Here is a 25,065-nt window from a genome sequence, read left to right as displayed (position 1 = left end):
GATCAGTCGTCGCGGGGAGGATGCTCTGCTTGAGCCTGAGCCTGAGCCTGAGCCTGAGCCTGAGCCTGAGCCTGAGCCTCGCGGCGTTCCATCCGTTCGATGCGACGCATGCGTTGAGCGCGTTGTAGCAGCCACGGTATGCGAATCAACATGCCCGACGTGAGGCGCAGCAGTGTTTTGGCCATGCGCAGAGTGTCGCGCAGCAGTCGGTAGTGAGAGACATTGCCGCGAGGGTAGTAAGTGCGAATGGGCGCGTGACGGTAATCGCCACCGTGCCAGATCCAGCGCACCAGCAGTTCGATATCAAATTCGACCCGGTTGCCGCAGCGGAAGCGCGACAGCAGGTGGTTGATCTGCTGCAGCGGGTAAACCCGCACGGCACAGACACTGAAGCGGCCTGCACCGGACAAGCAGCAGAGACAGGTCCCGATGTTGATCAAGATAATGGCGCAGCGACGAATGGGGGGAACGTGCCCCATTACACGTGTACTGCCGATCACCAGTGAATCGGGGTGCAGTGACGATATTTCGAGCACTCCGTCAAGGTCGTCGATTTCCTGCTGCCCATCGGGGTCTATGGTCAGCACATGGGTGTAGCCTAGGCGCTGAGCTTCCGCCATGCCCACGCGCAGCGCGGTTCCCTTGCCGCTGTTGCGTACGAGACGCACGAGGTGAGTGGCACTCTGGGCTCCCAGACGGTTCAGCTCTTCTGCGCATTCTCGGTGACTGCCGTCATCTACCAGAAGAATGGGGCACTCGTACTGTCGTAGCTGTTCACAGACATCGGCGACCGTATCGGCATGGTCGTACACCGGTATCAGAAAGCACAGAGACTGCTTGCTCATCTTGAAGGCCCGATAAAAGGGAAATCACCGCAGAAAGCGGGGAGTTCCGTAAAGAAGCGCTGACGCCATGCAAAGAAGACGCTTGCCTTGGCCGATATGGAAGAAAAGCCAATCGTCTCCCGCTTATGATTCGTCCAGTGTACCTTCGTCTTCGTCAGTCGTCTCGCGCGGGTACTTGGTTGAGCGCAGGCTGTCCTTTATCCGTTTGAGGTGAGGGAGAAAATCCTCGCCGCGCCTCAGCGTGACGCCCGTGGCCAGAATGTCGATGACGGCCAGATGGACGATTCGAGACGTCATCGGCATGTACAGTTCTGTATCTTCTGGCGAAGGTACGCCGAGACAGAGGCTACTGGTGGCATCCAACGGTGACCCCGGCTGGGTGATAGCGATCACGACAGCACCATTGTCACGGGCCAGCTGAGCCACTTCGTTTAGCTCACGGGTACGCCCCGTATGCGAGATGGCCACGAAGACATCACCGGTATGTGCCGCCGCCGCCGCCATGCGCTGCATCAGCATGTCTTCGTAGGCCATGACCGGTAGGTTGAAGCGAAAGAACTTGTGCTGGGCATCCTGAATGACCGGTGCCGAAGCGCCCAGTCCGATAAAGGTGAGCTGACGGGCCTGCGAAAGGTGATCGACCGCCCGTTCGATCAGGGCTGGATTTAGTTCGCGGCTGAACGTGTTTAGTGCGTTAAGCGTTGCGCCGAGAATCTTCTGTGAATAGGCGCGCGCATCGTCTCCGCTGCTGACGCTGTGGCTGACATAGGGCGTGCCGCCTGCCAGACTCTGCGCCAGTTTGAGTTTGAAGTCGGGAAAGCCTTTGGTATCAAAGCTGCGGCAGAAGCGATTGACGGTAGGTTCGCTGACGCTGGCAGCCTGAGCCAAAGCGGCGATGCTCTTACTTATGGCGGCAGAGGGATCGGCCAGAATCACCTCCGCCACCTTGCGTTCCGAGCGGTTGAGCGAGTCGAGACGCTCACGAAGCGTATTGATGAGATCAAGGGCCATCATGGGCATAGTTCCTGTAATGCGACAGCCGACGACTGCATTGCTTACTTGAAAGAGGGCAGCATTGCGCCCATTTGGGTGCGACAAGCTGTCAAGTAGCGTCGGATGGTCGCGGTCAGAAGACGTCGACCGTGCGACACGGTCATAATAGTGTCATCATAAACGGATACGTTCTTGCCGTAATCCAGAATGACATCGTTAATACGGCCTGAAGCCTGCTTTGCTTCTGCCCGCTGACCCTATGGTATGACTGGGGAAATGATGTCATCCGTGGTAGATTTACGTCCAAGCACTGTGGACAGGCAGCGACAGTGCATGCATTGGATATGCTGGCTAATGTTGCCGTTTCATTTTGGATTTGAACTGGGGAGAAGCGCCTCATGGCTGTTGAACAGACGCCTGCAGTTGATATTGCACTGTTCGGTGCGTTGGGTGACCTTGCCTTGCGCAAGCTGTTTCCTGCGCTCTATCACCTCGATCGCGAGGGTCTTCTGAACGAAGGGACGCGCATTGCGGGTCTCGCTCGTCATGAAATGAGCGCCGAAGAATTCCGTAACACGGTCGCCGCGACGCTGGAAAAACGCGTCAAGGCTGACGAACGTGAAGAAAGCGTCATCAAGCGCTTCCTGGCACGTATCGATAGCATCCGCCTCGACTTCATGAACGTCGAGTCCTATGCGCAGATCGTTGAATGGCGTAAAGGCCGCACTGTACCGCTCGTCGTGTACATGTCCGTTCCGGCCAGCCTGTTCGGCACCATCAGCCAGCACCTCCAGACGGCAGGTTGCCTTGATGACACCAGCCGCATCGTCGTAGAAAAACCGATCGGTTACGACCTGAAAACGTCCATCGAGCTGAACGATTCTATCGGCAGCGTTTTCGATGAGACCGGCATCTACCGCATCGACCACTACCTCGGTAAAGACACCGTCCAGAACCTTCTGGCGCTGCGCTTTGCCAACCCGATCTTCGGCAACCAGTGGAACCGCGACAACATCTCTTACGTTGAGATCACTGTGGCGGAAACCGTCGGTATCGAAGGTCGCTGGGGTTACTTCGATGGCGCTGGCCAGCTGCGCGACATGCTGCAGAACCACGTGATGCAGGTACTCTGCATGACGGCCATGGAACCGCCGGCAAGCCTTGACGCTGACAGCATTCGTGCCGAGAAGGTCAAAGTGCTGAAAGCACTGCGTCCGATCACTGGCGACGCACTGCGTACCAACGTGGTTCGCGGTCAGTACGCTGCCGGTCAGATCGACGGTCAGGCTGTTCCTGGCTACCTCGAAGAAGAAGGTGCTAACACGGCATCCAGCACTGAAACCTTCGTTGCCATCAAAGCCGAAATCGACAACTGGCGTTGGAAAGGCGTGCCGTTCTACCTGCGTTCAGGTAAACGCATGCCGCGCAAAGAAACCCAGATCGTCGTCCACTTCCGCCAGCAGGAACACAACATCTTCCCGGGCGCGGCAGCGGGCAACAAACTGGTTATCCGTCTGCAGCCTGATGAAGGTCTGACGCTTGAAGTCCAAGCAAAAGACGGTGGTCTGAACGCAGGTGAAAACCTCGTGACCGGCGAAATGAAGCTCGACTTCAAAACAGCGTTCCCGCAAGCCCGTATCCCGGATGCTTACGAACGCCTGATCCTTGAAGTCATGCGTGGTCGCCAGTACCTGTTCGTACGTCGTGACGAAGTCGAAGCTTCATGGACGTGGATCGACACGCTCCAGGACGGCTTTGCAGAACAGGGCCTGAAACCGGAAGCGTATGCCGCTGGTTCTTGGGGTCCCAAATCTGCTAATGAAATGGTGACTCGCGACGGTAACGCCTGGAAGGAGTTCTTCTAAGCCATGATCGACATGCAACAGACCCCCAAGGTCCGCATTGGTCAGGCGCTGGCAGAAGCAGTTGCTGACGCCCTGCGTACGGATCTGGCTCAGCAAGAGCGCGCTCTGCTGATCGTATCCGGTGGCTCTACTCCGGTGCCGTTCTTCGAAGCACTGTCTCAGGTCGACCTGCCGTGGGAACGCGTTGACGTCACCCTCGCGGACGAACGCTGGGTGCCGGAAACCGACTCCGACAGCAACACTGGTTTGCTGAAACGTCACTTCCTGCAGAACAAAGCCGCGAAAGCGAACTTCGTTCCGTTGACGACTCAGCACGCCACTGCTGCAGAAGGCGTCGCCGAGCTGACAGCCGTTTCCCAGAAACTGAGCTGGCCGGCAAGCGTTGTCATCCTGGGTATGGGTGACGACGGTCATACGGCATCGCTGTTCCCGGACAGCCCGCAGCTGGAAGAAGGTCTGACGACTGACGCCCCGCTGCTGGCCGTTACGGCACCGAGTATGAAAACGAAGTCCCGCATCACTTTCAGCCGTAAACAGCTGAAGAACGCACGCCGTCACTTCATTCACCTGAGTGGCGCTGCTAAACGTGAAATGTTCACCAAAGCGTTTGGCGGTGACGATATTCGTGAATATCCGATTCGTTCGTTCATGGATACACCGGTAGCGCTTTATTGGGCACCGTGATTCATACGTAGGTGATGTAAGAAAAACCCGCTCCTTGTGAGCGGGTTTTTTGTATTCAGGTGGGCTATTTATTCGTCCGTACAAATATACTCAATACTATTGCCAGGATATTCTAGAAGCCTACTCTAGACTAATGTTTTTTACGGTTTATATGATGCATTGTTTGGCTTTTATTTTCTGTTTTTTCAAAGAGAATATGTGATAGTTTGAGAAATATTTCGTTCAATATATAACTCTTATTAGAGTTGTTATAAATCTTAGCGGATTGCTTTACAGGTTGCTTTGATCCTCCTTGTCTCATGCAGTCTTTCTTTTACTATAATCACTTTCGTTTTGGAAATATAAACAGAAGTCGTTAAAAAGAAGGAAGGATGTTTTCAAAATGTAAGTGGCTATAGAAAAGTTTCTATAAGGAACGTTTCTTTCGCTGAACTCTGCGTGTTTAAAATGATCAACATGATTGAATAAATATAGTGGTTTGTGTGTGTTGCGATTATTATAAGTGTCATTCATAAAAAAATGATGGGCGTCAGCTAGCTCAAGCGAAGAGAACGTTGCAATGGCTCAGAATATCGGAAATGTCGTCAATACAACATGTACCTCTGTCGACGCGCATGGGGGATGTGACCACTGCAATCGCAAAGGGCTATCGTTCCTTCCTGTTCGCTATGCCGTCTCGCGCAATGAACGGGCAAAGCATCAGGCGCTTCCCCAGAACCGCATCAACGCCTTTACCGATATTCATCTGGATAAGCTGGTCGATGCTGATGGCAAGTTGACCAGCAAGTCACCCACCACTTGGTATGTACTGCGCAAACTGCGGGATGGCTATCTGTATGTTTACGATGAGCACCCTCAGCACGCGCACTGGCTGTGCTATTCGGTGGGGAATAACGGTGAGCTGACCCAGTTTCCTGCCGGCAAGCCGAAGGCGTCAGAAAAGGTCAGCTGCACCAATGATCTGAACTATACGATTGCGAGCCTTGTCGCCCTCAGCGATCAGAAGACGGATCGTATGATCAACCTCATCTTCATCGAAGCGCCTTTCAGCGTATCTCGCCTGAACTGGATAGCCGAGCACCCGGAGTGGCGTGCCAAGCACATGCAGCAGGTCAAAATAAGCGCGATGGCCTCGTCGCCATTCTGCTTTTCTGAAGATGAGATCCAGCAGCACGTCATCGAATATGGTGAAGAAAATCCCTGTGTCTTGTTGGCGAACGATCTGGAAATAGGCCGTTTCGAGAATCCGGCGGAATATGCGAGTTACAAGAACAGCGACAGGGACACCTATAGCAGTCTGATCAAGGCCTTTGATGCCACGGCAGGCACCCCTGTTTCTGGCTATGCCGTGTCGGTACCTGATGCGACGGGTATTATCAGGCAGCTTGATCTATACCGAAAGTCCGCCGCATATGGCTTTGCTGAGCAGCTCAAACCGGATGATGAAGGGGCCGACAAGGAGGTGCGTTACCGCTATAGCGCGGGTGCTCACACGCATGGAGTCCGGGTGCCCAACAAAGGCAGCTACGCTCTGAACGAGCGCAACTACCGCTGGTACCTTGCCGTTGACCGCCTGAGAGAGCTGATGGCGACGTCCCTTGATCCTTCCAAGATGTATGACGGCGAGCTGCTGCCTCCGGGCGTTCCGGCGAATTTCACGCTGATGGAAAGTGACTGTAATAGCGCATTCGAGTGGAAAGCCTGTCAGGGCAAGACTTATCAGGAAGCGCTGGACGATTACAATAACTTTGATAAGAACGCCAGTGACAAGATAGCGAGCGCTATGCAGGACAGCGCATCTCTCTCGCCGCAGGAACAGGCGGAGAGGAGGGTGCGCGAAGAGTTCAAGTACGGCAATGAGAAGGTCTGGGCTCGGGAGTCTCTGCTGACCTATCAGCAAGCGTGGAACAAGCGAAAGGCCAAGTCTGCCGAGCATATTGCGGACGCAAACGACGAGATATTGAATGATTACATCATCCGTGAGGACTGGGAAGGCGTAAAAGCGCTCTTCGAAAAAGCCTACGAAGAGGCGAGGAAACTCTCCATTAGCTTCGATTCCGACTATGTGCTGTGGGTCAAGAATGGCCTTTCTCATGATCTTGATAAATACGATACGACGGATCCATTCCACTGTGGATATGTTACTCAGATCATCGCTGACATTCTGCGAAACGGTATTCTGAGTGGGTCGAGTCAGCATCTGTGGGACAGTCTGCTGGCGACAAGCGATAGCCTGGTTGACCGCGGCCTTTCTCTGAACGGTGCCGTCGTCTTCGCGGATGTAAAGCAGGCCATCGACAGCTACGAGAAGAAAGAGAGCAAGGGCAGGCTGTGGGGGCCGGCAGAAGGGCTGAACGTTGAGTTGCTGGCCAAGGTAGAGAAAAACGCTGCCAAGGTTAGAGAGTTCTTCTCAAAAATGAAGAGCAAGGACTACAAAGGCGTCTTCGAAGTGAAGACAATGCCATTCATCTCAACGTTTAAGGCTTTCGAAACATTGCACGATGCTTCACTCAATGCGACTAGTTCGCTATTGGTGAATCAGGTTGGCAAGGAAATGGAGACCGGTATCTCAACAGGTAAGCGTTCCGTTGCCGTCATTCTGAAATATGAGAAGAGGGTGCTTGAGCTGCATAACTTCGGCAATACCGTCAACAAGGCCTTTTATGGCAACAGTGCGCCGCTCTTCAAGATGGTAGAGGCCGAGTTCACGGTGGCGGAGGCAAACAAGTATGTCACCATCATCAACAAGGCTATGGCCAAGAACGAGGCGGCAAACGGTAGCCATGTCAGGCTATATGACAAAGGCCAGACGGTCGGTGGGGCTTATCATTTCAGTGAGAGCGATCCCAGCAAGAAAGTAAGAATGTACATGGTCTTCGATCAGGATACGGCGAACAGGATCGAAGGGGCCATGGCCGCGAAGGGCGTCGATGCGATGAACGAAGGCCCGAGGAAGATATACGATGCTCAGACGAAGGCCATGAGCAAGGTGAACTTCTTTAGTGCGTCCCTGATCAAGGTGGGGTGTATCTGTTCGCTAATTAGCGCTGTCGATACCTATCGGACAAAGGATGACTTTTCATCACTGTGGAAACTGATTTCTAGCCTGCTGAGCGCTGTGCAGAACCTGTCGGAAGTCATTTCGTGGCAGTTCACCAAGGCGGCAGAAAGCGCCGTTGAGCGCTCGCTTACGGCCGAGGCGGCCTTACCTTCCGTGCTGATCCAGCGTGCCGAGCGTCAGGCACTGACGGCAGAGAAGGCGATGCTGTTTTCCAAAGCGCTTGGGCATTTCATCTCCCTCATGGCCGTCTATGATGCGGTTAAGGGAACGGTCGAGGCCGTTGATATCTATAATGTGGGTGGACTGTCCGAAGACTACAACAAGAAGATGGCCGCTACCGGCATCTCCTTCGTCAGCTCCATCGTACTGGGGCTGTTTATAAGCAGCCTGTTCTTCGGCGCGATCATAGCGCTTGCTGCCATCGCGGTACTGTTCTTCTTTAATGTGAATAGGATCGTACCTGAACATATCCAGAACTGGCTGCGTCGAAGTAAGTTCGGCAAGGAAGGGGATACCGCTCCGGGCCGCCCGTTCACTTCCATGCAGGCCGAGCAGGACGCGTTGTCCATGCTCTTGAAGGGCATTCTTTTCACGGCCTCTATCACCAGCGAGCAGTCGCTGCGCGAGAAGACTCAGAAAGAGAAGTCGTGGATGGAAGTACTGGCGGAATCCGAGGCCGCTTCGGAAGGGGCGGGCCTCCTTCCCGGAACGGAATACAAGGTCATGACCGTTTCGAAGGAAAAGAAACATGTGGCCGTCACGATGGCGTTTCCTCGCACCTTCAGCGGCTCTGCTTTTCTGTCCCAAAAGGGCAGCAGTACGCAGTACCTCTATCTTGTAGACAGCGAGCAAAACGTTGCCAAACTGGTGATCGATTCCAAGCCATCCAGTGACAACGATAGCCTCAATGCGACCAAGGCGTTGAAACTCGGCTCCTCTGTTGTCAATGGCCGAGTGTCCAACAGAGGCAACTTTCTGGTGGTTAGGGATGGCAATAATGTTGAAAGAACCTATGCGAAGGATAAGGTCGTCTGCTTTGAGAACGTCACGGCTGGCAAGCATGACATAAAGATCAAAGAGGACTTTACTGTGGAGCTTACCGAAAGCACTCGTCAGAAGAATGTCGTCATGGCATTTTCGGTACAGACGGAAGACGATTCCGTAGAGTCACAGTACACGCTGGTACTCGTCATGGGTGACGGCAGAAAGAACTAGCACAAGAGGGGCATCACAATGATCCGTAAGTGCGCAATTCTGTTATCGTCCGTCGTCGCTTTGGCTGCCGGGCACTGGCTGGGCGCGTCTCCCGTGTGGGCTGACGAAGGCGATGATATGTACGAGCGCACTTCGCGCATGAGTACCTCTGCGCTAGAAGCCTGTGCGGCACGAAGTGACGCGTGTAGGATGCAGCTGGGGCAGGCCTATCTGTATGGCGCCAAGACCGCAGACGGCGAGATCCGCGTCGACACCGACAGAGCAGGCGTGCTGCTTGCCGCGATTACCTACTATCCCTACGCCCGCTATCTGGAGGCGAAGCGGGTGTTGTGGGAAGAAAAAGGCGATAGGACGGACGATGACTATCTGCGCGGAGCATCGCTTCTTCAATCCTCGTGTATGGAGGGCGTCCTGAAGGCCTGCATTCGTTCTGCGAGCGTCTATGCCGGTCGCTATAACGCCTTCGGTTACTTCAAGGCTCACCCTGATCTGAAGGCGGCCAGCGTCGCTTTGCAGAACGGAATCAGGCTGCTTGATACTCGGCTTCGGACACTGGCGGATAGAACGGATGACGCGAGTCGTTATGAACGTGACAGTGACCTGAGTGACAGAAACGATTACCAGAAGATGTTGGGTCAGGTGTTGATCGAGTCCAACGATAGAAAAGGGGTCGCTCTTCTTGAAGGGATTCTGCTCAACGAGCGTGAGTTCGATGGGGACGTGTTGGGCGAACTTTATGAAACAGGCCAGCTTGTGCCTCAAGATCTTGTAAAGGCTTACATGTACTACGACCTGGGTGGCGATGCTCGTGAAGAAGACAAGCAGCGTATTGCCACGTCGATGACGCCAGAACAGATCAATACCGCGCTCGAACGTTCATGGTTGTGGCAGGAACAGCATCGCTCCTATCGTCCCGGTTACCGCAATCGTGAAGACTTTCCCATTCAAGCGCATATCAACGATAGCGAATGAATCGTTACTGATCGTTGCCGGTTGGGGAGTTTCGACCCTTCACTCATTTAACGCCATGTGAACCGTGCTCTTGTATCCGCTTTGGCGCATTTCTAAGGCTGCCCGCAACCGCATCATTTCTATTGCTTAGGCTACCGTAGTCCTGAAGAAGATGATGACTTCTAGTACGGCATGCGAGTAAATGCCACTATGCGTACGAGTGTCATAAAACCGTCATCGCTCTGAAACATAGACGTCATGTAACTGACATCTGCCTGTCATGTGCCCGCGGCATGGTAGTCCCTATCCCGCGTAATGCTCATGACAGGAGTTTCTCTCCATGCGTTTCAAAGCCTTCCTACTGTTTGTTGCCTGCTGTTCATCCGTAGCCGCCGTATCCTCGCATGCCAAGAACGTAGCCCCTGCGCCGCTGCCCGAGGCGCAGGCCCTGACGACCTCTGATGCAGCAAGTGCGCCGCAGTGGCATGCGCTCAAGCAGCAGGAAGTCGATCTGCTGCGCAAGACACTGGGTGCCGTGCCCGGTGTGGATAAGGACCAGGCTCGCCCGCCCGTCGACAAGCAGTGGTTCAAGGCCAGCGGCTACAACATGAAGGTAGCCGAGCGCCAGCGACAGGGCATTGAGCTACTAAAAGGCTTCTCTCAGCTTCCGCAGTCGCTTCTTGATCGTAACCTGCACACTGTTGAAGCCATTCATCATGCGGCATCTCCTGCTGTGACGCGGCAGGCTTTGGTCGATGCTGATGGTGACCACTATCTGTATTTCCTGGCGGCACCGATGGGGCCGAAACTGGGCGGTGCTTTCCTGCGAGCCTATCAGTCTGGCGAAATCAGCAAAGCGGCTGCTCTGATTGACGCATCGACGATCAGTACTTCCGTTGCCAAGGAGCACTTCAACTATCCGCGCCCATTCCTTCAGCCTGGCAATACGATAACGCCGGTTAAGGATGACATTGTTTATCGCGACAACCGTACCTATACGGTAGACGGCGCGGCTTTCCCCAGCGGCCATACCAATACCGGTTATACGGCAGCGCTGCTGATGGCTGAAATGTTGCCGGAACGCTTCGAACCGCTGGTAACGGAAGGCGCGCGTTATGGCTATTCCCGTGTCGTGCTGGGTGTCCATTACCCGCTTGATGTGATGGGGTCGCGCATGGTGGTTGAACACCATATCGCCGATATGATGAATGACCCCGCTTGGCGCAAGCAGTTCGATGAAGCGCGTCAGCAGGTGCGTACCGCGCTTGAGAAGGAATGCGGTATGTCGCTTGAAAGCTGTGCCAAGCCTGTTCCACAGAATGACCCTTACACTCGCCCCGAAATGCGCAATTTCTATCGCTACACGATGACCTACGGTCTGCCCAAAGTGAATGAGACGGCGCAGCCGGTGACGGTCCCGGCTGGGGCTGAAGTCCTGCTGGAAGCACCGCTTCCCCAGCTCAGTGCCGAACAGCGTCGCCAGCTGCTGGTGTCTACCAGTATCGACAGTGGCTATGCTCTGTCAGATGGCGGTGAAAACGCTAACTTCTGGCAGCGCATCAACCTTGTCGACGCTATCGCCAAGGGCAAACAGCAGGCGGCAGCTCATCGGTGATGCTGCGTTACCGGTAAGACGTTACCCAATAAAAAAGGGGAGGCTAAAAGCCTCCCCTTTTTTTCGCATCTGGAAAATGCACGCGAAAATGAGTCAAAGGTATTGGATCAGCACTTTCCTTATTACCGCGTGGTGCCATCGTTATATGAAATACAAGCAACTCATTTGTTAGTGCATTTACTGTGCATTATTGTGCTTATTTTGTGCATAATCTAAGGGCTTTCTATTTGATATGTGAAGTACGTAGTTGTCGGCAAGATGTTTATAATATCGCACGGACTACTTTAACTGGCATTTATAAAAATGCTGTAAGTAGAATGCTCTCGGATTAAAAAAAGGATAGATGGGCATGTCTCAATCTACAGAATTTGCCTTGTGCGAAGTGCCGACAAACCAGCGGAAGGGGTTGATGTCGATCTTTCTGGTACTGTTTAGCTTCACTTTCTTTACCGGAACGATGTTTGCCGGGGGTGAGATCGGGATGAGTTTTTCCTTCCTAGATATGCTGTGGATCTCTGTTCTCGGTAATGTATTGCTTGCCATCTATGCAGCTGCACTGGCATTCATTTCATCTCGTAGCGGTTTGAATGCTGTTCTGATGGGGAGGTTCTGTTTCGGCGAGGTGGGCAGCAAGCTTTCTGACCTGATATTGGGTTTTGCTGAACTGGGTTGGTACGCGTGGGGGACCGCAACGCTAGCTATTTCATTATGTACATTGCTGGGCTGGCCAGAGTGGGTCAAATACCCATTGATGGTATTGCTGGGATTGGGTTTTTGCATAACGGCATTGGTCGGATTTAAAGGACTCAATCTGCTTTCGCGCTTTTCCGTGCCGCTGATGATGGTACTGCTCGTGGTGTCCATGACCAAGGCTACTCAGCACGCAGGCGGTTGGCCGGGGCTATTGGGGATTGAGCCTGGGCATTCGATGAGCTGGTCTGTCGCCATCACCATCGTGTTCGGGACATTCGCCAGTGGTGCAACGCAGGCCACCAACTGGTCTCGACTTTCTCGCAGCGGAAAGGTCGCTATTGCATCATCATTCCTCAGCTTCTTTGCCGGTAATGGGTTGATGATTATCGCGGGTGGATGGTGCGCCATTGTTTATCAGAATGCCGACATCGTGGATGTCATGATGCTGCAGGGATTGTCCGTTGTCGCCATTATTATGCTCTGCCTCAACCTGTGGACCATCCAAGGGCCAACTATCTATAACGTTTCGGCTGCGGCATGCAATCTGGTACGCACGGATCGTCGTCGTTCCGTCACACTCCTCAGTGCCATCGCGGGCATTCTACTGGCCGTTGCCGGCATGTCCGATATGCTGGTGCCTTTCCTCAAGCTGCTGGGATCCATCATTCCCCCCATTGGTGGTGTGATTATGGCTGATTTCTGGGTGGGCCACCGTGGTCGATACCCTCAGCTGAACGAAATCACTCTGCCCAATTTCAATCTGCAGGGGCTGCTGGCTTATGCCATTGGGGCGGTGTTCGCGTGTGCGTCGCCTTGGGTCGCTCCGATTGTGGGCATTCTTGTGGCCGCTGTGGCTTACGTCGTGCTGGGGCTGTGTGGCATGCGTTGCCGAGGAGAGCAGCGTAAATGAGTCTTACGGTCCAGAACGTGCTCCAACTCGAAGGTCTGGAGCCGATGTCGCTGAGGGCAGGCTTGCCTCATATCCATAAAAGCGTACGTTGGTATTACGTTGCAGAGAACGAAGGTATTGCAGAGTGGATCATGGGGGGGGAACTGGTGTTCGTGACCGGTATTAATCACCCTCGTGACGAAAGGAACCTGCTGCGCCTGCTGCATGAAGGGTATGAAAAAGGGATTGCTGGCATGGTGATCCTGACCGGGGAAGACTTCATCAAAGTCATCCCCCCTTCGGTTGTCTCCCTTGCCGACGAGCTAGGCATTCCGCTGGTCGAGCAGCCTTACTCTCTCAAGATGGTGCTAGTGACCCAGATTATCGGTACGGCGCTGGTTCAGCAGACGTCTACCTTGCGCTCGCAACGTGACATCTTGATTCAGATGCTGACGGGAGAGTACCCCAGTCTCGACATTGCGCGCCGGAGAGCCGAAAACCTGCACCTCACTGTAGATAGCCCCCATCGCATCGTAGCGATGCGCTTGTCTCATATCCAGGCACTGTTTAGCACGCTCTCTCCCGAGCTGGCAGAAGAACAACTGCAGAAGGCTAGCCACCATGTGCGTGAGTTTTTATCCCAGTGCCTTGTCCAGAGAGGCGAAAAATTACCGCTGATTGAGCTGGGTGAGCTTTTCATCTTGGTGTTGGGCAACGAGATAGAAGGTCTTCAGCAGCAGAAACAGTGGCTTCAACATATCCAGCAAGTGGCTGTCGCCGGTTTTTCTCCACTCATTTTGCGCAGTGGTATCTCATCATCGGTGCGCTCCATCGTTCAACTGAGCCAAGGGTTGATGGAAGCTCGGCGGGCGCTTGATATCGCTGAAACCATGCAGCCTGCCACCGGGCTATGCGATTACGCCGAGCTTGGCGTGCTCAAACTTCTAGCCGCCGTGCGCGACCCTGCCATGGTGACGAAGTTCATGAAGGACACGCTCGGCAAACTCTATGAACCCTATCGGAAGTACCCCTTCCTGCTGATAGAAACATTGGAGGCGGTACTTCAGGAGAACGGGAACCTCATCAAGGCCGCTGAACGTCTTCATATCCACCGCAATACGCTTCATCAACGTGTGCAGCGCATTGAGCAGCAGACCGAACAGTCATTGGGAGACCCCCAATTTCGTCTTAATGCATCAGTAGCATTGCTGATCTGGCGTATGTCTGATGCACAGCAAAAACAGGAATTGTCATGAATATCGTCAACGCGGTACTTCGCCACCAGAACGGCCTTCACACTTTAAGGATCAAGGACGGCATCATTGCCGCTATCGAACGGCAGGAGGCCCCCGTGGCGCCTGAAAATGGTGATATCGATGCGGAATGCAATCTTGTAATTCCGCCGCTGGTCGAGCCGCATATCCATCTTGATGCCGCTTTGACCGCAGGTGAGCCCGAGTGGAACATGAGCGGTACGCTGTTCGAAGGCATTGAGCGCTGGGCTCAGCGCAAGGCGCTGATCACTCACGATGATACGAAGCGCCGTGCTCATGAAACCATCGGCATGCTCCGTGATCATGGCATTCAGCATGTGCGTACACATGTGGATGTCACGGATCCATCGCTTGCAGCCTTGAAAGCGATGCTGGAGGTGAAGGACGAGGCTCGGGATCTGATTGATCTGCAGATCGTTGCTTTTCCTCAGGAAGGTATTGAATCGTTTCAAGATGGGCGCAAGCTGATGGCGCGTGCCATTGATATGGGGGCCGATGTCGTCGGCGGCATACCCCACTTTGAGTACACGCGTGATCAGGGGGTGAGCTCGATAAAATTCCTGATGGACTTGGCCGAACGAAAAGGCCTGCTGGTGGACGTACACTGCGACGAAACGGATGACCCTCAATCACGTTTCTTGGAAGTACTGGCAGAGGAAGCGCGCTCCCGAGGCATGGGCAAACACGTATCTGCGAGCCATACCGTGGCAATGGGATCTTATGACAATGCCTACTGCTCCAAGCTTTTCCGCTTACTGAAACATTCAGGAATCAACTTTGTTGCCTGTCCAACAGAAAGCATTCACCTGCAGGGGCGCTTTGACACTTATCCCAAACGACGTGGATTGACGCGTGTTGCAGAAATTGATCGAGCGGGCATGAATATCTGTTTTGGTCAGGATTCTATCAAGGACCCGTGGTACCCGTTGGGCAACGGTAATCTGCTGCATATATTGGACGTGGGAATGCATGTCTGTCACATGATGGGCTATGAGGACTTGCAGCGAAGCCTAGACTTTGTGACGGACAATGGTGCCAAAGCAATGAATCTAGGGGATCGTTATGGCATTGCCATAGGACGTCCTGCAAACCTGGTTATTCTGGATGCGGAAAACGACTATGAAGTACTGCGATGTCATGCCAAGGCGAGAATGTCCATCCGAAACGGTAGCATCATCATGCGCCGTAGCCCGGAACATCTCGAATACAACTAATGATGATATGGTAACGTCGCGGATGTGAAGGCCAGGGTGTCTGCCCTGGCCTTTATCAATGAAGCGGGTGTCGTCTTGGGCTGGCTCAGGTGCACTCTGCTACTCGCGGGCCCAATGGCGAACTTTTGCAGCTTCATTGTTCTGGCATCTTCATTAGCGGTATCTATGATCGGCTCCGTTAGCCCCGTTAGCCCCGTTAGCCCCGTTAGCCCCGTTAGCCCCGTTAGCCCCGTTAGCCCCGTTAGCCCCGTTAGCCCCGTTAGCCCCGTTACCACCGTTACCACCGTTACCACCGTTACCACCGTTACCACCGTTACCACCGTTACCACCGTTACCACCGTTACCACCGTTACCACCGTTACCACCGTGGTGGTCTGGCTGTACCCGGCTGTTGCTGTGCGCGTGGGGTGTCGCGGGGCCCTGCGCTTTCTTGCTGGGCATCTGCGCGTTGGGGGCTGTGTGATGAGGTTGCGGTGCAGGAGGCGTTTGCTGGGCAAATGCAAATGCCGAGGAACATGCGATGGCGATGCTGAATGCTTTCAAGCCAATGATTGCTTTGGTTCTCATGGTGTTTTTCTTCTGTTTGAGTGACTAGGAGCGTGCGATTTTTTCTTTTACTGCTGAGGGTTGCCGACGGCAAAGACTATACAGCAGATAAAGTAGGGTCACTGTGGCGGGCAGCAGCAGTGCCCAACCGAAGAAGGGTAGGGCGCTACCGGACAGGATCAGCGTGATCCACGCTAGAAAGCGGTATCGGGTCATCAGTTTTAAGGCCGATGCGGCCGCCATGACATAGGTGCACAGCGTTGATGCTCCTACCAGACGTGCCATAGCGTCGATATCAAAATCGAGCAGTAAAATAGCCGTAAAAGTGACCGCGTAGGTTAGCCAGATGGCGATGATGGCGGGGCGGGGAATGCCACCGATGCGGTAAGCCAGTATGCGCGGTAGCGCGCCTTGATGGGCCAGCGATGCGCACAGGTTGGAGCCTCCCCAGATAGACGCGAGAGCGCTGGCGCTGACAATGAACAGGCCGACGCATGTGACGGCTACCATCGCGGCATGTCCCGCACATTGAAGCGCGATCTCTGCAAACGGAGCGCGGGTTGTCGCCCACTGCTCAGGTGATAGAACGCCAATGGTAAGACAGGCCGCTCCCAAGTACAGCACGGTCACGAGGGCGGTACCGATCAATACGGTCTTCACCATATCGCGCTTGGGGTCTTCAAAGTCTTCAGAGATGAAGGAGAGGTTTTCGACGCCGATGTATGACCACATCACCAGGGCAACAGTGGCACCAATCGAGCTGATGCCGTTCGGCATGAATGGGGTGAAGTGCGAAGGGCGAATATGAGGAATGCCGATGAAGAAGGTCCAGGCCAGAATCAGCGCGATGGCCATCACGATCAGCATCTGCACTCGCGCTGCGAGCCGCTTTCCCGCCAGTGCGACGATCACGGCCGTGGTGATCACGCCGAACGCCAATAGCACTGTGACTGAACGAGGCAGCCCTAGCACATAGGCAAGGTAATACATGCCGGACAGCATAACCGCTGGTTGTCCGAAGGGCAGCACGAACAGGTAGAGCCATCCTGCCAGATTGCCTGCGTGGCGTCCGAAGGCGGCGCGCCCGAAGTCGCTCAGGCCGCCATTGGTCGGGTGCTGGGCTGACAGCAAGCCGAACAGTAGCGCTACGGGAAGGCTGAACAGGGTCACGATGGCCCATGCCAGTAGCGATGCGGGGCCTGACTGTCCTGCCGCTAGGCTGGGCAGCACCAGAATGCCACCTCCCAACACAGAGCCGATGTAGAGCGCAACGCCTTGCGGTGTGCGGATGAGCGGGCGGGAAGCGGGCATGAAAAAGCTGTCCTTGCGGCGGGAAAGGAAGATCCACCACATGATAAGGCGATAGAGAGCGCAGCGAAACGGTGCCTCTCGGCCTTGCAGAAGAAATAGGTCGGGTGAGGGAGGGACAGGTGGGGAGTATCTGCACCTAGAATGTGGGCATTTAGAAGCAGGCGCTCATGTCACGAACATGGCGCCTGTTTCTTGGAGTCGGATCAGTGAGTGCGGGGACGTCTCATTTGGACGCCCTTGATCACGCCAGACTCAGTTCCTGTGCCAGCAGGTGCTGGCCACCCGGCGGGAGCCAGATCGGATCGAGGCGTGTACAGGCCGCTTCAACGCAAAGATAGCCGTTGAGTTCTGCTTCCGGTACGTCGGCCGGACGGCCTTCGACACCGGGGTGCCATACAACGCTTGAATCACTGCCTTCCTTACCGATGCGCAGGCGGCGATGGCCGTCATTGAGCACCAGCGGGACAGACGAGTGATAGATGCGATCCAGCGGCCCTCTGATGACCAGTTCACCCACTTGGTCGGCTTCCTGACCGCCTTTCATCTTGTCGATATACCGCGCACCCGTCAGCCCTTCCACGCGGCAGGAATGCGTGTCTTGGACTGCCAGATAAGTGTGCAACGCTTGTGTGAAACGAACCGGGGTCGTACCACGGTGCTCGGTAATCAACTCGACGCGCAGACGCTGTGCACTGGCTAAAATGACGCAACGAGGGAACAGCTGTAGGTCCACGGCTTCGGCGGGCGAGATATGGATCTCTACCCCCTCGTCGTCACCGTCCACTGCATCGATCTGCCAGGACATCTTGCGCGCGATCCCATGAAAGGGAAGGTCGATATCGGAAGCCTCGTCTCCAAACCGCGGCCAACATAGAGGGATTCCTCCCCGAATGGCGGCAGGAAGCGGTTTGGGCGTCGAACTCATCCAGAGCCACGGTGCCTGTCCGTGGGGAGCGAAATGCAACACCTGCCCCCCTTCACGGGACAGAACCAGTGATCCCCATGCCTGATTGAGGATCAGTACTTGGCGCCCCTCCCACGTAGCATCACGCTGGCCTTGCGTTTCGTCGACAAGTGTCTGTAGAGAAACAGGCAGTGCATACGCAGAAGTGGATGAATTCGACGCATCAGACATGGATCAAGCAACCTCTTCGTTGTGCAGCGCTTCGGCAGCGCCCAACAGACCGGTCCACTCGGCCGTAACGACCCAAGTGGCGATTTCGCGAGTGTAAGCACCCATGCGGCCTTTGTTTTCAAAGGCTTGGCGATAGTCACTCTTCACGACGAGGTCGAGGATGCGCGGAAGGATACCGCCACACAGGTAAACACCACCACGAGCACCGAGGGTCAGTGCCATGTCACCCGTAACGTCACCGAGGATCTTGCAGAAACGCATGACGGTTTCGAGCGCAAGACGATCGCCTGCCAGAGCGGCAGTGGTGACTTCGGCTGGTGTTGCGAACTGCGGCTTGGTGCCTTCGAGTTCAGCATGAGCTTCGTACAGGTCCGCAATGCCGCGACCGCACAGGATGCGTTCGACAGAAACACGGTTGTAGCGACGACGGAACCACTTGAAGAGTTCGATTTCGAAGTCGTCGGTCGGTGCGAAGCTAGCGTGACCGCCTTCAGCAGACAGCGGGATCCAGAAACGCTGGCTGGGTGCCAGACCGGCAACACCAAGACCTGTACCCGGACCTACGACAAGACGCGCGCAGCCGTCTTGGCTAGTGCCGTTGCCCAGTTTGTGCAGATCGCCGGATTCGATATGTGGCAGACCCAGCGCCTGAGCGGTGAAGTCGTTGATGGCCTTGAAGTTGGTCAGCTTCATTTCTTCCTTGAAGGCGCTCTTGCTGAACGTCCAAGGATTGTTGGTCATCTTGATGATGTCGTGATGAACGGGGCAGGCAAAGGCCAGACACGCCTCGCGGGGACGCTCACCGCCCACCATCTCGAGATAGGCCTGAACCGCTTCCGAAAGCGTGCTGTAGTCCGCTGTCGGTAGCTTCTTGATGTCGTGGAGATTGTATTCGCCTGGTGTCACCAGTGCGAAGCGCGCATTGGTGCCGCCGATGTCTCCCACCAGAGCGGGTCGAGTCATTGCTGTTACTCCTGAAATGGTATTCGGAAGTTGCACACAAGGTTCCGGTGGCTGAGCCCTGGAATGTTCCGTGATACTACCGGATGAGCAAGGTCAGGGCCATTGAGTCCTACCAACGGAGTACATGAAAATACCCGTTTAGCGGCCAAAAGGGCGCTTTTGTCGCAGCCAATGCCCATTTCATCGCCCGGAAAGGGTAGGAACTCCAGCATTTACGCGAAAATAGCGGCCCGCCGTGGCTTTATGTCCCACTTTCGAACAACTGACTTTTTCGATGGCTTGGGTTAATTTTGACACACCTCCTGACGTGGAGCACCCCTCGATGAGGCATTATTTTGGTTGATGTGCACATTGGGGGTCGTCGGGATGCATTGGCCCACGTGTACATAAGGGTCGGCATCCAGAGAAAATGCTTGAAGACTGTATGCGAACAATCCCCTTGCAACAGGTGACTATGCCCCCATTATTGGGGTAGCCTTTGTAACCAAGGCAAAGGGCGTTCGTATATCGGTGCTTTACGGACACCGCCATTCAAGTCATTGCGGCAGGCGTCGTTAATCCAGACACTGGGTTTTCGAATAGCGCCAGCGGTAGTGGCGAAAAATCGACTTGGTCAATGGTGGCCAGGCCGTCCATTAAATAGGAGAGAAGTGATGACTTTGCGAGTCGCCATCAACGGCTTCGGTCGTATCGGCCGTAACACCCTGCGTTCACTGTACGAAAACGGCTACCGTGATCGCATCGAGGTTGTTGCCATCAACGACCTGGGTGACACTGCTCTGAACGCTCACCTGCTCGAATACGATACCACTCATGGTCACTTTGACTTCTCCGTTTCTCATGACGAAGAAGCAATGTATGTCGACGGCGACAAAATCGTCTGCCTGGCAGAACGTGACCCGGCTAGCCTGCCGTGGAAAGAACTGAACGTTGACCTGGTCATGGAATGCACCGGTATCTTCACTAAACGTGAAAAAGCCGCTCTGCACCTGGAAGCAGGCGCTAAACGCGTTCTGATCTCTGGCCCGAGTGCTGACGCTGACGCTACTGTCGTTTACGGCGTAAACGAAGACGTCCTGACGTCCGACATGCACATCGTTTCCAACGCTTCTTGCACCACTAACTGCCTGGCGCCGGTTGCTAAAGCGATTGATGCAGAGATTGGTATCGTTGAAGGTCTGATGACCACGATCCACTCCTACACCAACGACCAGAACCTGATCGACGTTTACCACAAAGATCCGCGTCGTGCTCGCAGCGCCACTCACTCCATGATCCCGACCAAAACTGGTGCGGCATCTGCAGTGGCTCTGGTTCTGCCGCAGCTGAAAGGCAAACTGGACGGTTTCGCTGTTCGCGTTCCGACTATCAACGTTTCCGTTGTTGACCTGTCTTTCGTACCGAAACGCGCAACTTCTGTTGAAGAAATCAACAAAGTCGTTACTGAAGCCGCTGCTAAATCTCCGGTTCTCGGCACTAACGAAAAACCGCTAGTTTCTGTTGACTTCAACCACAATGCCAACTCCTCTACTTTCGACGCGACTCAGACGCGTGTTAGCAGCGACGGCAAACTGGTTAAAATCCTGGCGTGGTACGACAACGAATGGGGCTTCTCCACTCGTATGCTCGACAACGCTCTGGCGATGCAGAAATTCCTGTAAGATCAGTGCCCATGGCCGCAAGGTCATAGCCTGTACTTATAGTGATGAAAAAACCCCGACTTCGGTCGGGGGTTTTTTGTATCTGCGCGAAGATCAGGCGCTTGCGGCGGAGCTGTCGCGGCCAGCGTCGAGGCGCATTTTGATATAGGCCGTCAGTTCGGGAGCGAACGACGGCAGTGCGCGCGTCTGCATGATCGCTTCGTGCGTGAAGCCCACTTCCTTGACGATCACGTCTCCACTGATATGCGGTGCCCACGTGGCCGGCACTTGATCGGCATCGCGCAGGGTGTCTTCCTTGGCGCGAATGAAGAACATGTCGCCGTCGAAATGCCGGATGTTGCAGCTCTGCATCAGCCCCAGCGCCGTCTTGAACTCGCGTACTACCATGTCGAGGATCTTCTGCTGGGTCTTGGGCAATCCCATTGCATTGCTGAGATCGGCATCCCAGTCGGTGATCTCCTCGGCCTTTTTGTTCAGCACTGCTTGCGCAAGTCGGCTGAGAATCACCACGTCATCGGCGGTGAACTTGGTGCTGGGACGCGGGTAGTTGTCGACCATCGCTAGGCTATCAACACGTTCACCTTCTGCTTGCAGCATCGAGGCAATGGTGTGGGCGATATGTCCACCGAAGGACCAGCCGATCAGATGATACGGGCCGCTGGGCTGGATGCTGCGCATGCGTGTGATGTAGTCGCTGGCGATGGCATCCAGAGAGCTGGGCTGGTAGTCGCTGTCCTTAAGCGATGGGGACTGCAGCACGTATACCGGCCATTCCGCGGGGAAGTACTTCAGCAGCCCAGCATAGGGCCAGCCGATGCCCCCGGCGGGATGGAAACAGAAGATGGGGGTGTGGCCGGGCTTGCCGGGGCGCAGACACAGCAGCGGCGCGAAGGAGTCGTACTGGTGGTCGCTGAAGATCATTCTGACGACGTCGCGCGGGGTAGCGTGCTCCATGAATTCAGCGATGTTGAGTTCGATGCCGAAGGCCGCCTTCACCTGTTGTAGCACTTGGAAGGCCAGCAGCGAGTGGCCGCCAAGCAGGAAGAAATCCTGATCCGGTGCAATGGGAGATGGGCATTTCAGCACAGACGCGAAGATATCGCAGATCATGGCTTCCGTTGCCGTGATTTTCTGGTCGTTGGCGGCGTCGGCTCGAGTATCCAGCGTGACGCGTTGTTGGGCCAGTACGTCGCGCAGGCGGCGCTTGTCCAGTTTGCCATTGGCCGTCAGCGGCAAGCTGTCCAGCGTATGGATCATGCTGGGCACCATGTAGCCCGGCAGTGTGCGGCGCAGGCTGGCCTTGAGCGCATTCTGAGCAATGGCGCTATTCGCACGCACATAGCCGACCAGCAGTTGGCCATGTTCGGGGTGAGTCTCGATGGTGACGTGCGCTTCTTCCACATCGGGATACTGCAGCAGTGCATTGCGTACTTCATCTAGCTCGATGCGCAGACCTCGCAGTTTGACTTGATCGTCCTTGCGTCCCACGTAGAGCAGGCGGCCATCCAGCGTCTGGTAGACTCGATCGCCGGTGGCGTACATACGCTGCTGGGGACAGAACAGATCGGTCACGAAGCGCTTCTGTGTCATATCGGGCTGGCCTAGATAGCCAGTGGCAAGGCCACTGCCGGCCGCATACAGTTCGCCGACCGTACCCGGGGGCAGCAACTGCTGCTGAGGATCAAGCACGTAGGTGCGCATGCTGTCGATCGTGCGGCCCAGTGAGGTGTCCTGAGGACTGAAGCGGGGATTGATTGAGATGACGGTGGCTTCTGACGGACCGTAGAGGTTGAGCACGTGGCGGCAGTGCTGGAAGCGTTCAAGCGTTGCGCGTGGGGTAGCTTCACCGGTCAGGATTAGTGTGATGTCGTCTGGCAGAGCATCTGCGGTGTGAGACGCCAGCACGCTAGGGGTCAGGAACAGGTGCGAAATGCGCTGGCGGTCGATGAATTGACGCAGGGTGGTACTGCTTCCCGCCATCACTGGGGTGTCAGCGATCACCAAAGTAGCACCCGACAGCAACGTCAGACGGACCTCCAAGCAGGACACGTCGAAGCTGAGCGCGCTGGACTGCATGACATGGGCATCGGGCGTTACGTGGGCGGCCTGCTGCATGGCGGTGTATTCATCGACAAGCCCCTGGTGAGGCACCATGACCCCTTTGGGGTGGCCGGTCGAACCGGAGGTATAGATGAGATAGGCCTCGGTATCAGGCGTCAGCGTGGCAGCGGGTTGATGCGCATGCAGCGTTGAGAGATCGGGCAGGGTAAAGGCGGTGATGCTGGCGTCGATATCGTGGACGGCTTCAGGGTGCTGGGCCATCACCAGACGTACCCGTGCATTGTCCAGCATGTAGCGGATGCGGGCAGTCGGCAGTTCCGGATTGATGGGCAGATAGGTCGCGCCCAGGTGATAGAGCGCCAGCAGACTGGTGACCCACTCGATGCCTCGCGGCATCATGACCCCTACGCGGTCGCCCTGACGGACACCCTGCTCGGCCAATCGGTGTGCTAGGGCATTGACGTGGTGGGCCAGCGTAGCGTAGCTGATTTGCCGACCGTCGGCGACGATGGCGGTTCGTGCGCCATGAGCGTCACATACGGCAGCAAAGCGGTCGTTGATGCTTTCGAACGGCGGAAGCGGGCGCTGAGCGCGGTCACGGATGGCGGCCAATTCCTGATCGGTCAGCAGCGACAGCTGGCCGATGGGGGTCTCCGGTGCTGCGGTGATCCGCTCGGCCATCAGCAGGAAGCGGTCATAGTACTGTTGCAGTAGCTCGGGGGAATAGACGCTGCCGTTGGCATTGAAGCCAATTTCTAGACTGCCATCGGGGTTGCGATCGAACACGTCGATGCCAAGGTCTTCCGCGGGACCGTTAGCGACGTTTTGGAACGATACCGTGCAGCCTTCGAAGGTCTGATCCTGATCGTAGGCCACGACATTGAGGGTCATGTGGAAAAGGGCGCCAGAGGCTCCCTGACGGGCGCGGTCTCGCACCATATCTTCGTAGCGGTAGCACTGGTGCAGCAGGTGGCGACGCAAGGTGCGGTTGATGTGACGAGTCACATCGTCCAGTGTATCGTCGGGCTGCGTGACGATTTCCATCGGCAGAATATTCGCCAGCATGCTGGGGATATTGCGGGCCTGCTTGTCGACGCGTGCGGCCACGGGCATGCCGACCGTGAAACGAGGCTGACCGGACATACGGCCGAGAAAGATGCTGAACATCGTCAGTAGCAGGCTGGAAAGGCGTAGCTTGCGCTCGGCAGCCAGTGTACGCAGGCGTTCTTCCAGCGGGCCTTTCAGGCGGGCACGAAAGCGTAGTAACGCGTTGGCGGGGCGATCATCGTAAGACAGTCGGAGCGGAGCGGCCAGCTGATCACAGTAGTCCGTCCAGTAGGTACGGTCTTTTTCGTAGGAGGGGCTGCTGGCATAGCGCGCTTCACAGGCATTCAGGTCGGCCTGCTGGCCCAGCGGCGCAGAAGAAGCGGCCTCTGGATGGTTGTACAGTTCGACGATGCGGTTGTAGATCAGAGAATGGCCCCAACCGTCGAGGGAGATATGGTTGCAGTACTCGGCCATCATCCATGTGTCTGCAGCGACCTTGATCAGCCGGAAATACAGCAGGACATCGCGCTGGATATCCAGATCTTCATGGATGAAGCCGTCAATGAGCCGCTGAGCGGCGGTTGTCGGATCATCTTCCGCACTGACGTCCCGCTCCTCGAACAGAAAGATGTTGGTGCGCGGCACTGGCCGTACGCCACCGTTCTGATAGGTGAAGTTGAAATTCAGCGTATCGGTTTCACTCATCATTCGTGTGATGGCACGGTGCAGGCGCGCCGGATCCAGCGGCCCTTTGATGGTGATGATATCCATGAGGTTGTAGAAAGAGGAGTGCGCAAGCTGGGCGTGTGCGAGAAAAACTTCTTCCTGCGAGCGCGTAACACGATGGGGCATGTAATGCTTCCTTGCATTGGCGTAGGTGGGAACCAGCACTTCACATGAAGGCTTATGCGCAGGTTTTATCAGGTGATAATTAATATCTGCATAAGCGTAGCAGGCCTGACATGTCCCATGAGACATACCAGGCCTGATGTGTGTTGATCGCGTGCTGATGGCCTGCGCTTAACGGCAAGGCGAGGTCTGT

16 protein-coding genes are annotated in these 25,065 nt (G+C 55.4%); 9 read left to right on the top strand and 7 right to left on the bottom strand.

Going from position 1 to position 25,065, the window contains the following annotated elements; translation table 11 throughout:
* Positions 1-2 precede the first annotated feature (2 nt).
* Together ACMHYW_RS11960 and hexR are read right to left on the bottom strand one after the other, a co-directional pair.
* Entirely contained in the window at positions 3-845 is an 843-nt protein-coding gene (locus tag ACMHYW_RS11960; protein WP_414500108.1) for a glycosyltransferase family 2 protein, read from the bottom strand.
* Positions 846-968: 123 nt separating this feature from the next.
* On the bottom strand, positions 969-1,856 hold the full coding sequence (hexR, locus tag ACMHYW_RS11955) for a transcriptional regulator HexR (protein ID WP_027705574.1): 888 nt from the start codon (positions 1,854-1,856) through the stop codon (positions 969-971).
* A gap of 380 nt (positions 1,857-2,236) precedes the next feature.
* Between hexR and zwf the strand changes: the two genes are divergently transcribed.
* From zwf to codA, 8 genes are all read left to right on the top strand, one after another.
* On the top strand, positions 2,237-3,703 hold the full coding sequence (gene zwf, locus ACMHYW_RS11950; protein WP_414500107.1) for a glucose-6-phosphate dehydrogenase: 1,467 nt from the start codon (positions 2,237-2,239) through the stop codon (positions 3,701-3,703).
* A 3-nt stretch (positions 3,704-3,706) separates the two neighbouring features.
* Positions 3,707-4,387 carry a 6-phosphogluconolactonase gene (gene pgl, locus ACMHYW_RS11945; RefSeq protein ID WP_324603186.1) on the top strand — a complete coding sequence of 227 codons (681 nt, stop codon included), beginning with the start codon at positions 3,707-3,709 and terminating at the stop codon, positions 4,385-4,387.
* 559 nt (positions 4,388-4,946) lie between these two features.
* The gene (locus ACMHYW_RS11940) at positions 4,947-8,663 is read left to right on the top strand and encodes a toxin VasX (protein ID WP_414500106.1); all 3,717 of its coding nucleotides are present in this window, start codon (positions 4,947-4,949) and stop codon (positions 8,661-8,663) included.
* A gap of 18 nt (positions 8,664-8,681) precedes the next feature.
* A complete protein-coding gene (locus tag ACMHYW_RS11935) occupies positions 8,682-9,635 on the top strand; it encodes a hypothetical protein (protein ID WP_414500105.1) in 954 nt (317 codons plus the stop codon).
* A gap of 319 nt (positions 9,636-9,954) precedes the next feature.
* A complete protein-coding gene (locus tag ACMHYW_RS11930) occupies positions 9,955-11,229 on the top strand; it encodes an acid phosphatase (RefSeq protein ID WP_414500104.1) in 1,275 nt (424 codons plus the stop codon).
* 349 nt (positions 11,230-11,578) lie between these two features.
* The gene (gene codB / locus ACMHYW_RS11925) at positions 11,579-12,832 is read left to right on the top strand and encodes a cytosine permease (RefSeq protein WP_414500103.1); all 1,254 of its coding nucleotides are present in this window, start codon (positions 11,579-11,581) and stop codon (positions 12,830-12,832) included.
* Complete coding sequence (locus ACMHYW_RS11920) at positions 12,829-14,067, top strand: PucR family transcriptional regulator (protein ID WP_414500102.1); 1,239 nt, start codon at positions 12,829-12,831, stop codon at positions 14,065-14,067. The genes codB and ACMHYW_RS11920 overlap by 4 nt, the downstream gene beginning before the upstream one ends.
* On the top strand, positions 14,064-15,299 hold the full coding sequence (gene codA / locus ACMHYW_RS11915) for a cytosine deaminase (protein WP_414500101.1): 1,236 nt from the start codon (positions 14,064-14,066) through the stop codon (positions 15,297-15,299). Before ACMHYW_RS11920 ends, codA begins: the two co-directional genes overlap by 4 nt.
* A gap of 153 nt (positions 15,300-15,452) precedes the next feature.
* On the opposite strand, the gene ACMHYW_RS11910 is transcribed toward codA, so the two are convergent.
* The 4 genes from ACMHYW_RS11910 to glk form a co-directional block, all read right to left on the bottom strand.
* Positions 15,453-15,866 carry a hypothetical protein gene (locus ACMHYW_RS11910; protein WP_414500100.1) on the bottom strand — a complete coding sequence of 138 codons (414 nt, stop codon included), beginning with the start codon at positions 15,864-15,866 and terminating at the stop codon, positions 15,453-15,455.
* Between the two features lie 24 nt (positions 15,867-15,890).
* Positions 15,891-17,156: an APC family permease gene (locus ACMHYW_RS11905; protein WP_414500099.1), complete on the bottom strand. Its 1,266-nt coding sequence runs from the start codon at positions 17,154-17,156 to the stop codon at positions 15,891-15,893.
* A 241-nt stretch (positions 17,157-17,397) separates the two neighbouring features.
* Positions 17,398-18,291 (bottom strand): D-hexose-6-phosphate mutarotase, encoded by an 894-nt coding sequence (locus ACMHYW_RS11900; RefSeq protein WP_414500098.1) that lies wholly within the window; start codon positions 18,289-18,291, stop codon positions 17,398-17,400.
* 3 nt (positions 18,292-18,294) lie between these two features.
* On the bottom strand, positions 18,295-19,254 hold the full coding sequence (glk, locus tag ACMHYW_RS11895) for a glucokinase (protein WP_027706379.1): 960 nt from the start codon (positions 19,252-19,254) through the stop codon (positions 18,295-18,297).
* A 653-nt stretch (positions 19,255-19,907) separates the two neighbouring features.
* Here glk and gap point away from each other — a divergent pair.
* Positions 19,908-20,915, top strand: coding sequence for a type I glyceraldehyde-3-phosphate dehydrogenase (gene gap / locus ACMHYW_RS11890; protein WP_414500097.1), 1,008 nt, complete (start codon positions 19,908-19,910; stop codon positions 20,913-20,915).
* 93 nt (positions 20,916-21,008) lie between these two features.
* On the opposite strand, the gene ACMHYW_RS11885 is transcribed toward gap, so the two are convergent.
* Positions 21,009-24,875, bottom strand: coding sequence for an amino acid adenylation domain-containing protein (locus ACMHYW_RS11885; RefSeq protein ID WP_414500096.1), 3,867 nt, complete (start codon positions 24,873-24,875; stop codon positions 21,009-21,011).
* Positions 24,876-25,065 lie beyond the last annotated feature (190 nt).

The sequence above is a fragment of the Zymobacter sp. IVIA_12111.31 C1 genome (genome assembly GCF_047495495.1).
GTDB lineage: Bacteria > Pseudomonadota > Gammaproteobacteria > Pseudomonadales > Halomonadaceae > Zymobacter.
The sequence above is the reverse complement of the archived record's forward strand: the minus strand, read 5'-3'. Positions and strand labels throughout refer to the sequence as shown.

Bases quoted from the DNA above. Each gene is read 5' to 3' on its own strand.
- gap (WP_414500097.1), top strand. From the start codon at position 19,908: ATGACTTTGCGAGTCGCCATCAACGGCTTCGGTCGTATCGGCCGTAAC.
- ACMHYW_RS11960 (WP_414500108.1), bottom strand. From the start codon at position 845: ATGAGCAAGCAGTCTCTGTGCTTTCTGATACCGGTGTACGACCATGCC.
- ACMHYW_RS11910 (WP_414500100.1), bottom strand. From the start codon at position 15,866: ATGAGAACCAAAGCAATCATTGGCTTGAAAGCATTCAGCATCGCCATC.
- ACMHYW_RS11905 (WP_414500099.1), bottom strand. From the start codon at position 17,156: ATGCCCGCTTCCCGCCCGCTCATCCGCACACCGCAAGGCGTTGCGCTC.
- hexR (WP_027705574.1), bottom strand. From the start codon at position 1,856: ATGGCCCTTGATCTCATCAATACGCTTCGTGAGCGTCTCGACTCGCTC.
- ACMHYW_RS11885 (WP_414500096.1), bottom strand. From the start codon at position 24,875: ATGCCCCATCGTGTTACGCGCTCGCAGGAAGAAGTTTTTCTCGCACAC.
- glk (WP_027706379.1), bottom strand. From the start codon at position 19,254: ATGACTCGACCCGCTCTGGTGGGAGACATCGGCGGCACCAATGCGCGC.
- codB (WP_414500103.1), top strand. From the start codon at position 11,579: ATGTCTCAATCTACAGAATTTGCCTTGTGCGAAGTGCCGACAAACCAG.
- ACMHYW_RS11920 (WP_414500102.1), top strand. From the start codon at position 12,829: ATGAGTCTTACGGTCCAGAACGTGCTCCAACTCGAAGGTCTGGAGCCG.
- zwf (WP_414500107.1), top strand. From the start codon at position 2,237: ATGGCTGTTGAACAGACGCCTGCAGTTGATATTGCACTGTTCGGTGCG.
- ACMHYW_RS11935 (WP_414500105.1), top strand. From the start codon at position 8,682: ATGATCCGTAAGTGCGCAATTCTGTTATCGTCCGTCGTCGCTTTGGCT.
- ACMHYW_RS11900 (WP_414500098.1), bottom strand. From the start codon at position 18,291: ATGTCTGATGCGTCGAATTCATCCACTTCTGCGTATGCACTGCCTGTT.
- pgl (WP_324603186.1), top strand. From the start codon at position 3,707: ATGATCGACATGCAACAGACCCCCAAGGTCCGCATTGGTCAGGCGCTG.
- ACMHYW_RS11930 (WP_414500104.1), top strand. From the start codon at position 9,955: ATGCGTTTCAAAGCCTTCCTACTGTTTGTTGCCTGCTGTTCATCCGTA.
- codA (WP_414500101.1), top strand. From the start codon at position 14,064: ATGAATATCGTCAACGCGGTACTTCGCCACCAGAACGGCCTTCACACT.
- ACMHYW_RS11940 (WP_414500106.1), top strand. From the start codon at position 4,947: ATGGCTCAGAATATCGGAAATGTCGTCAATACAACATGTACCTCTGTC.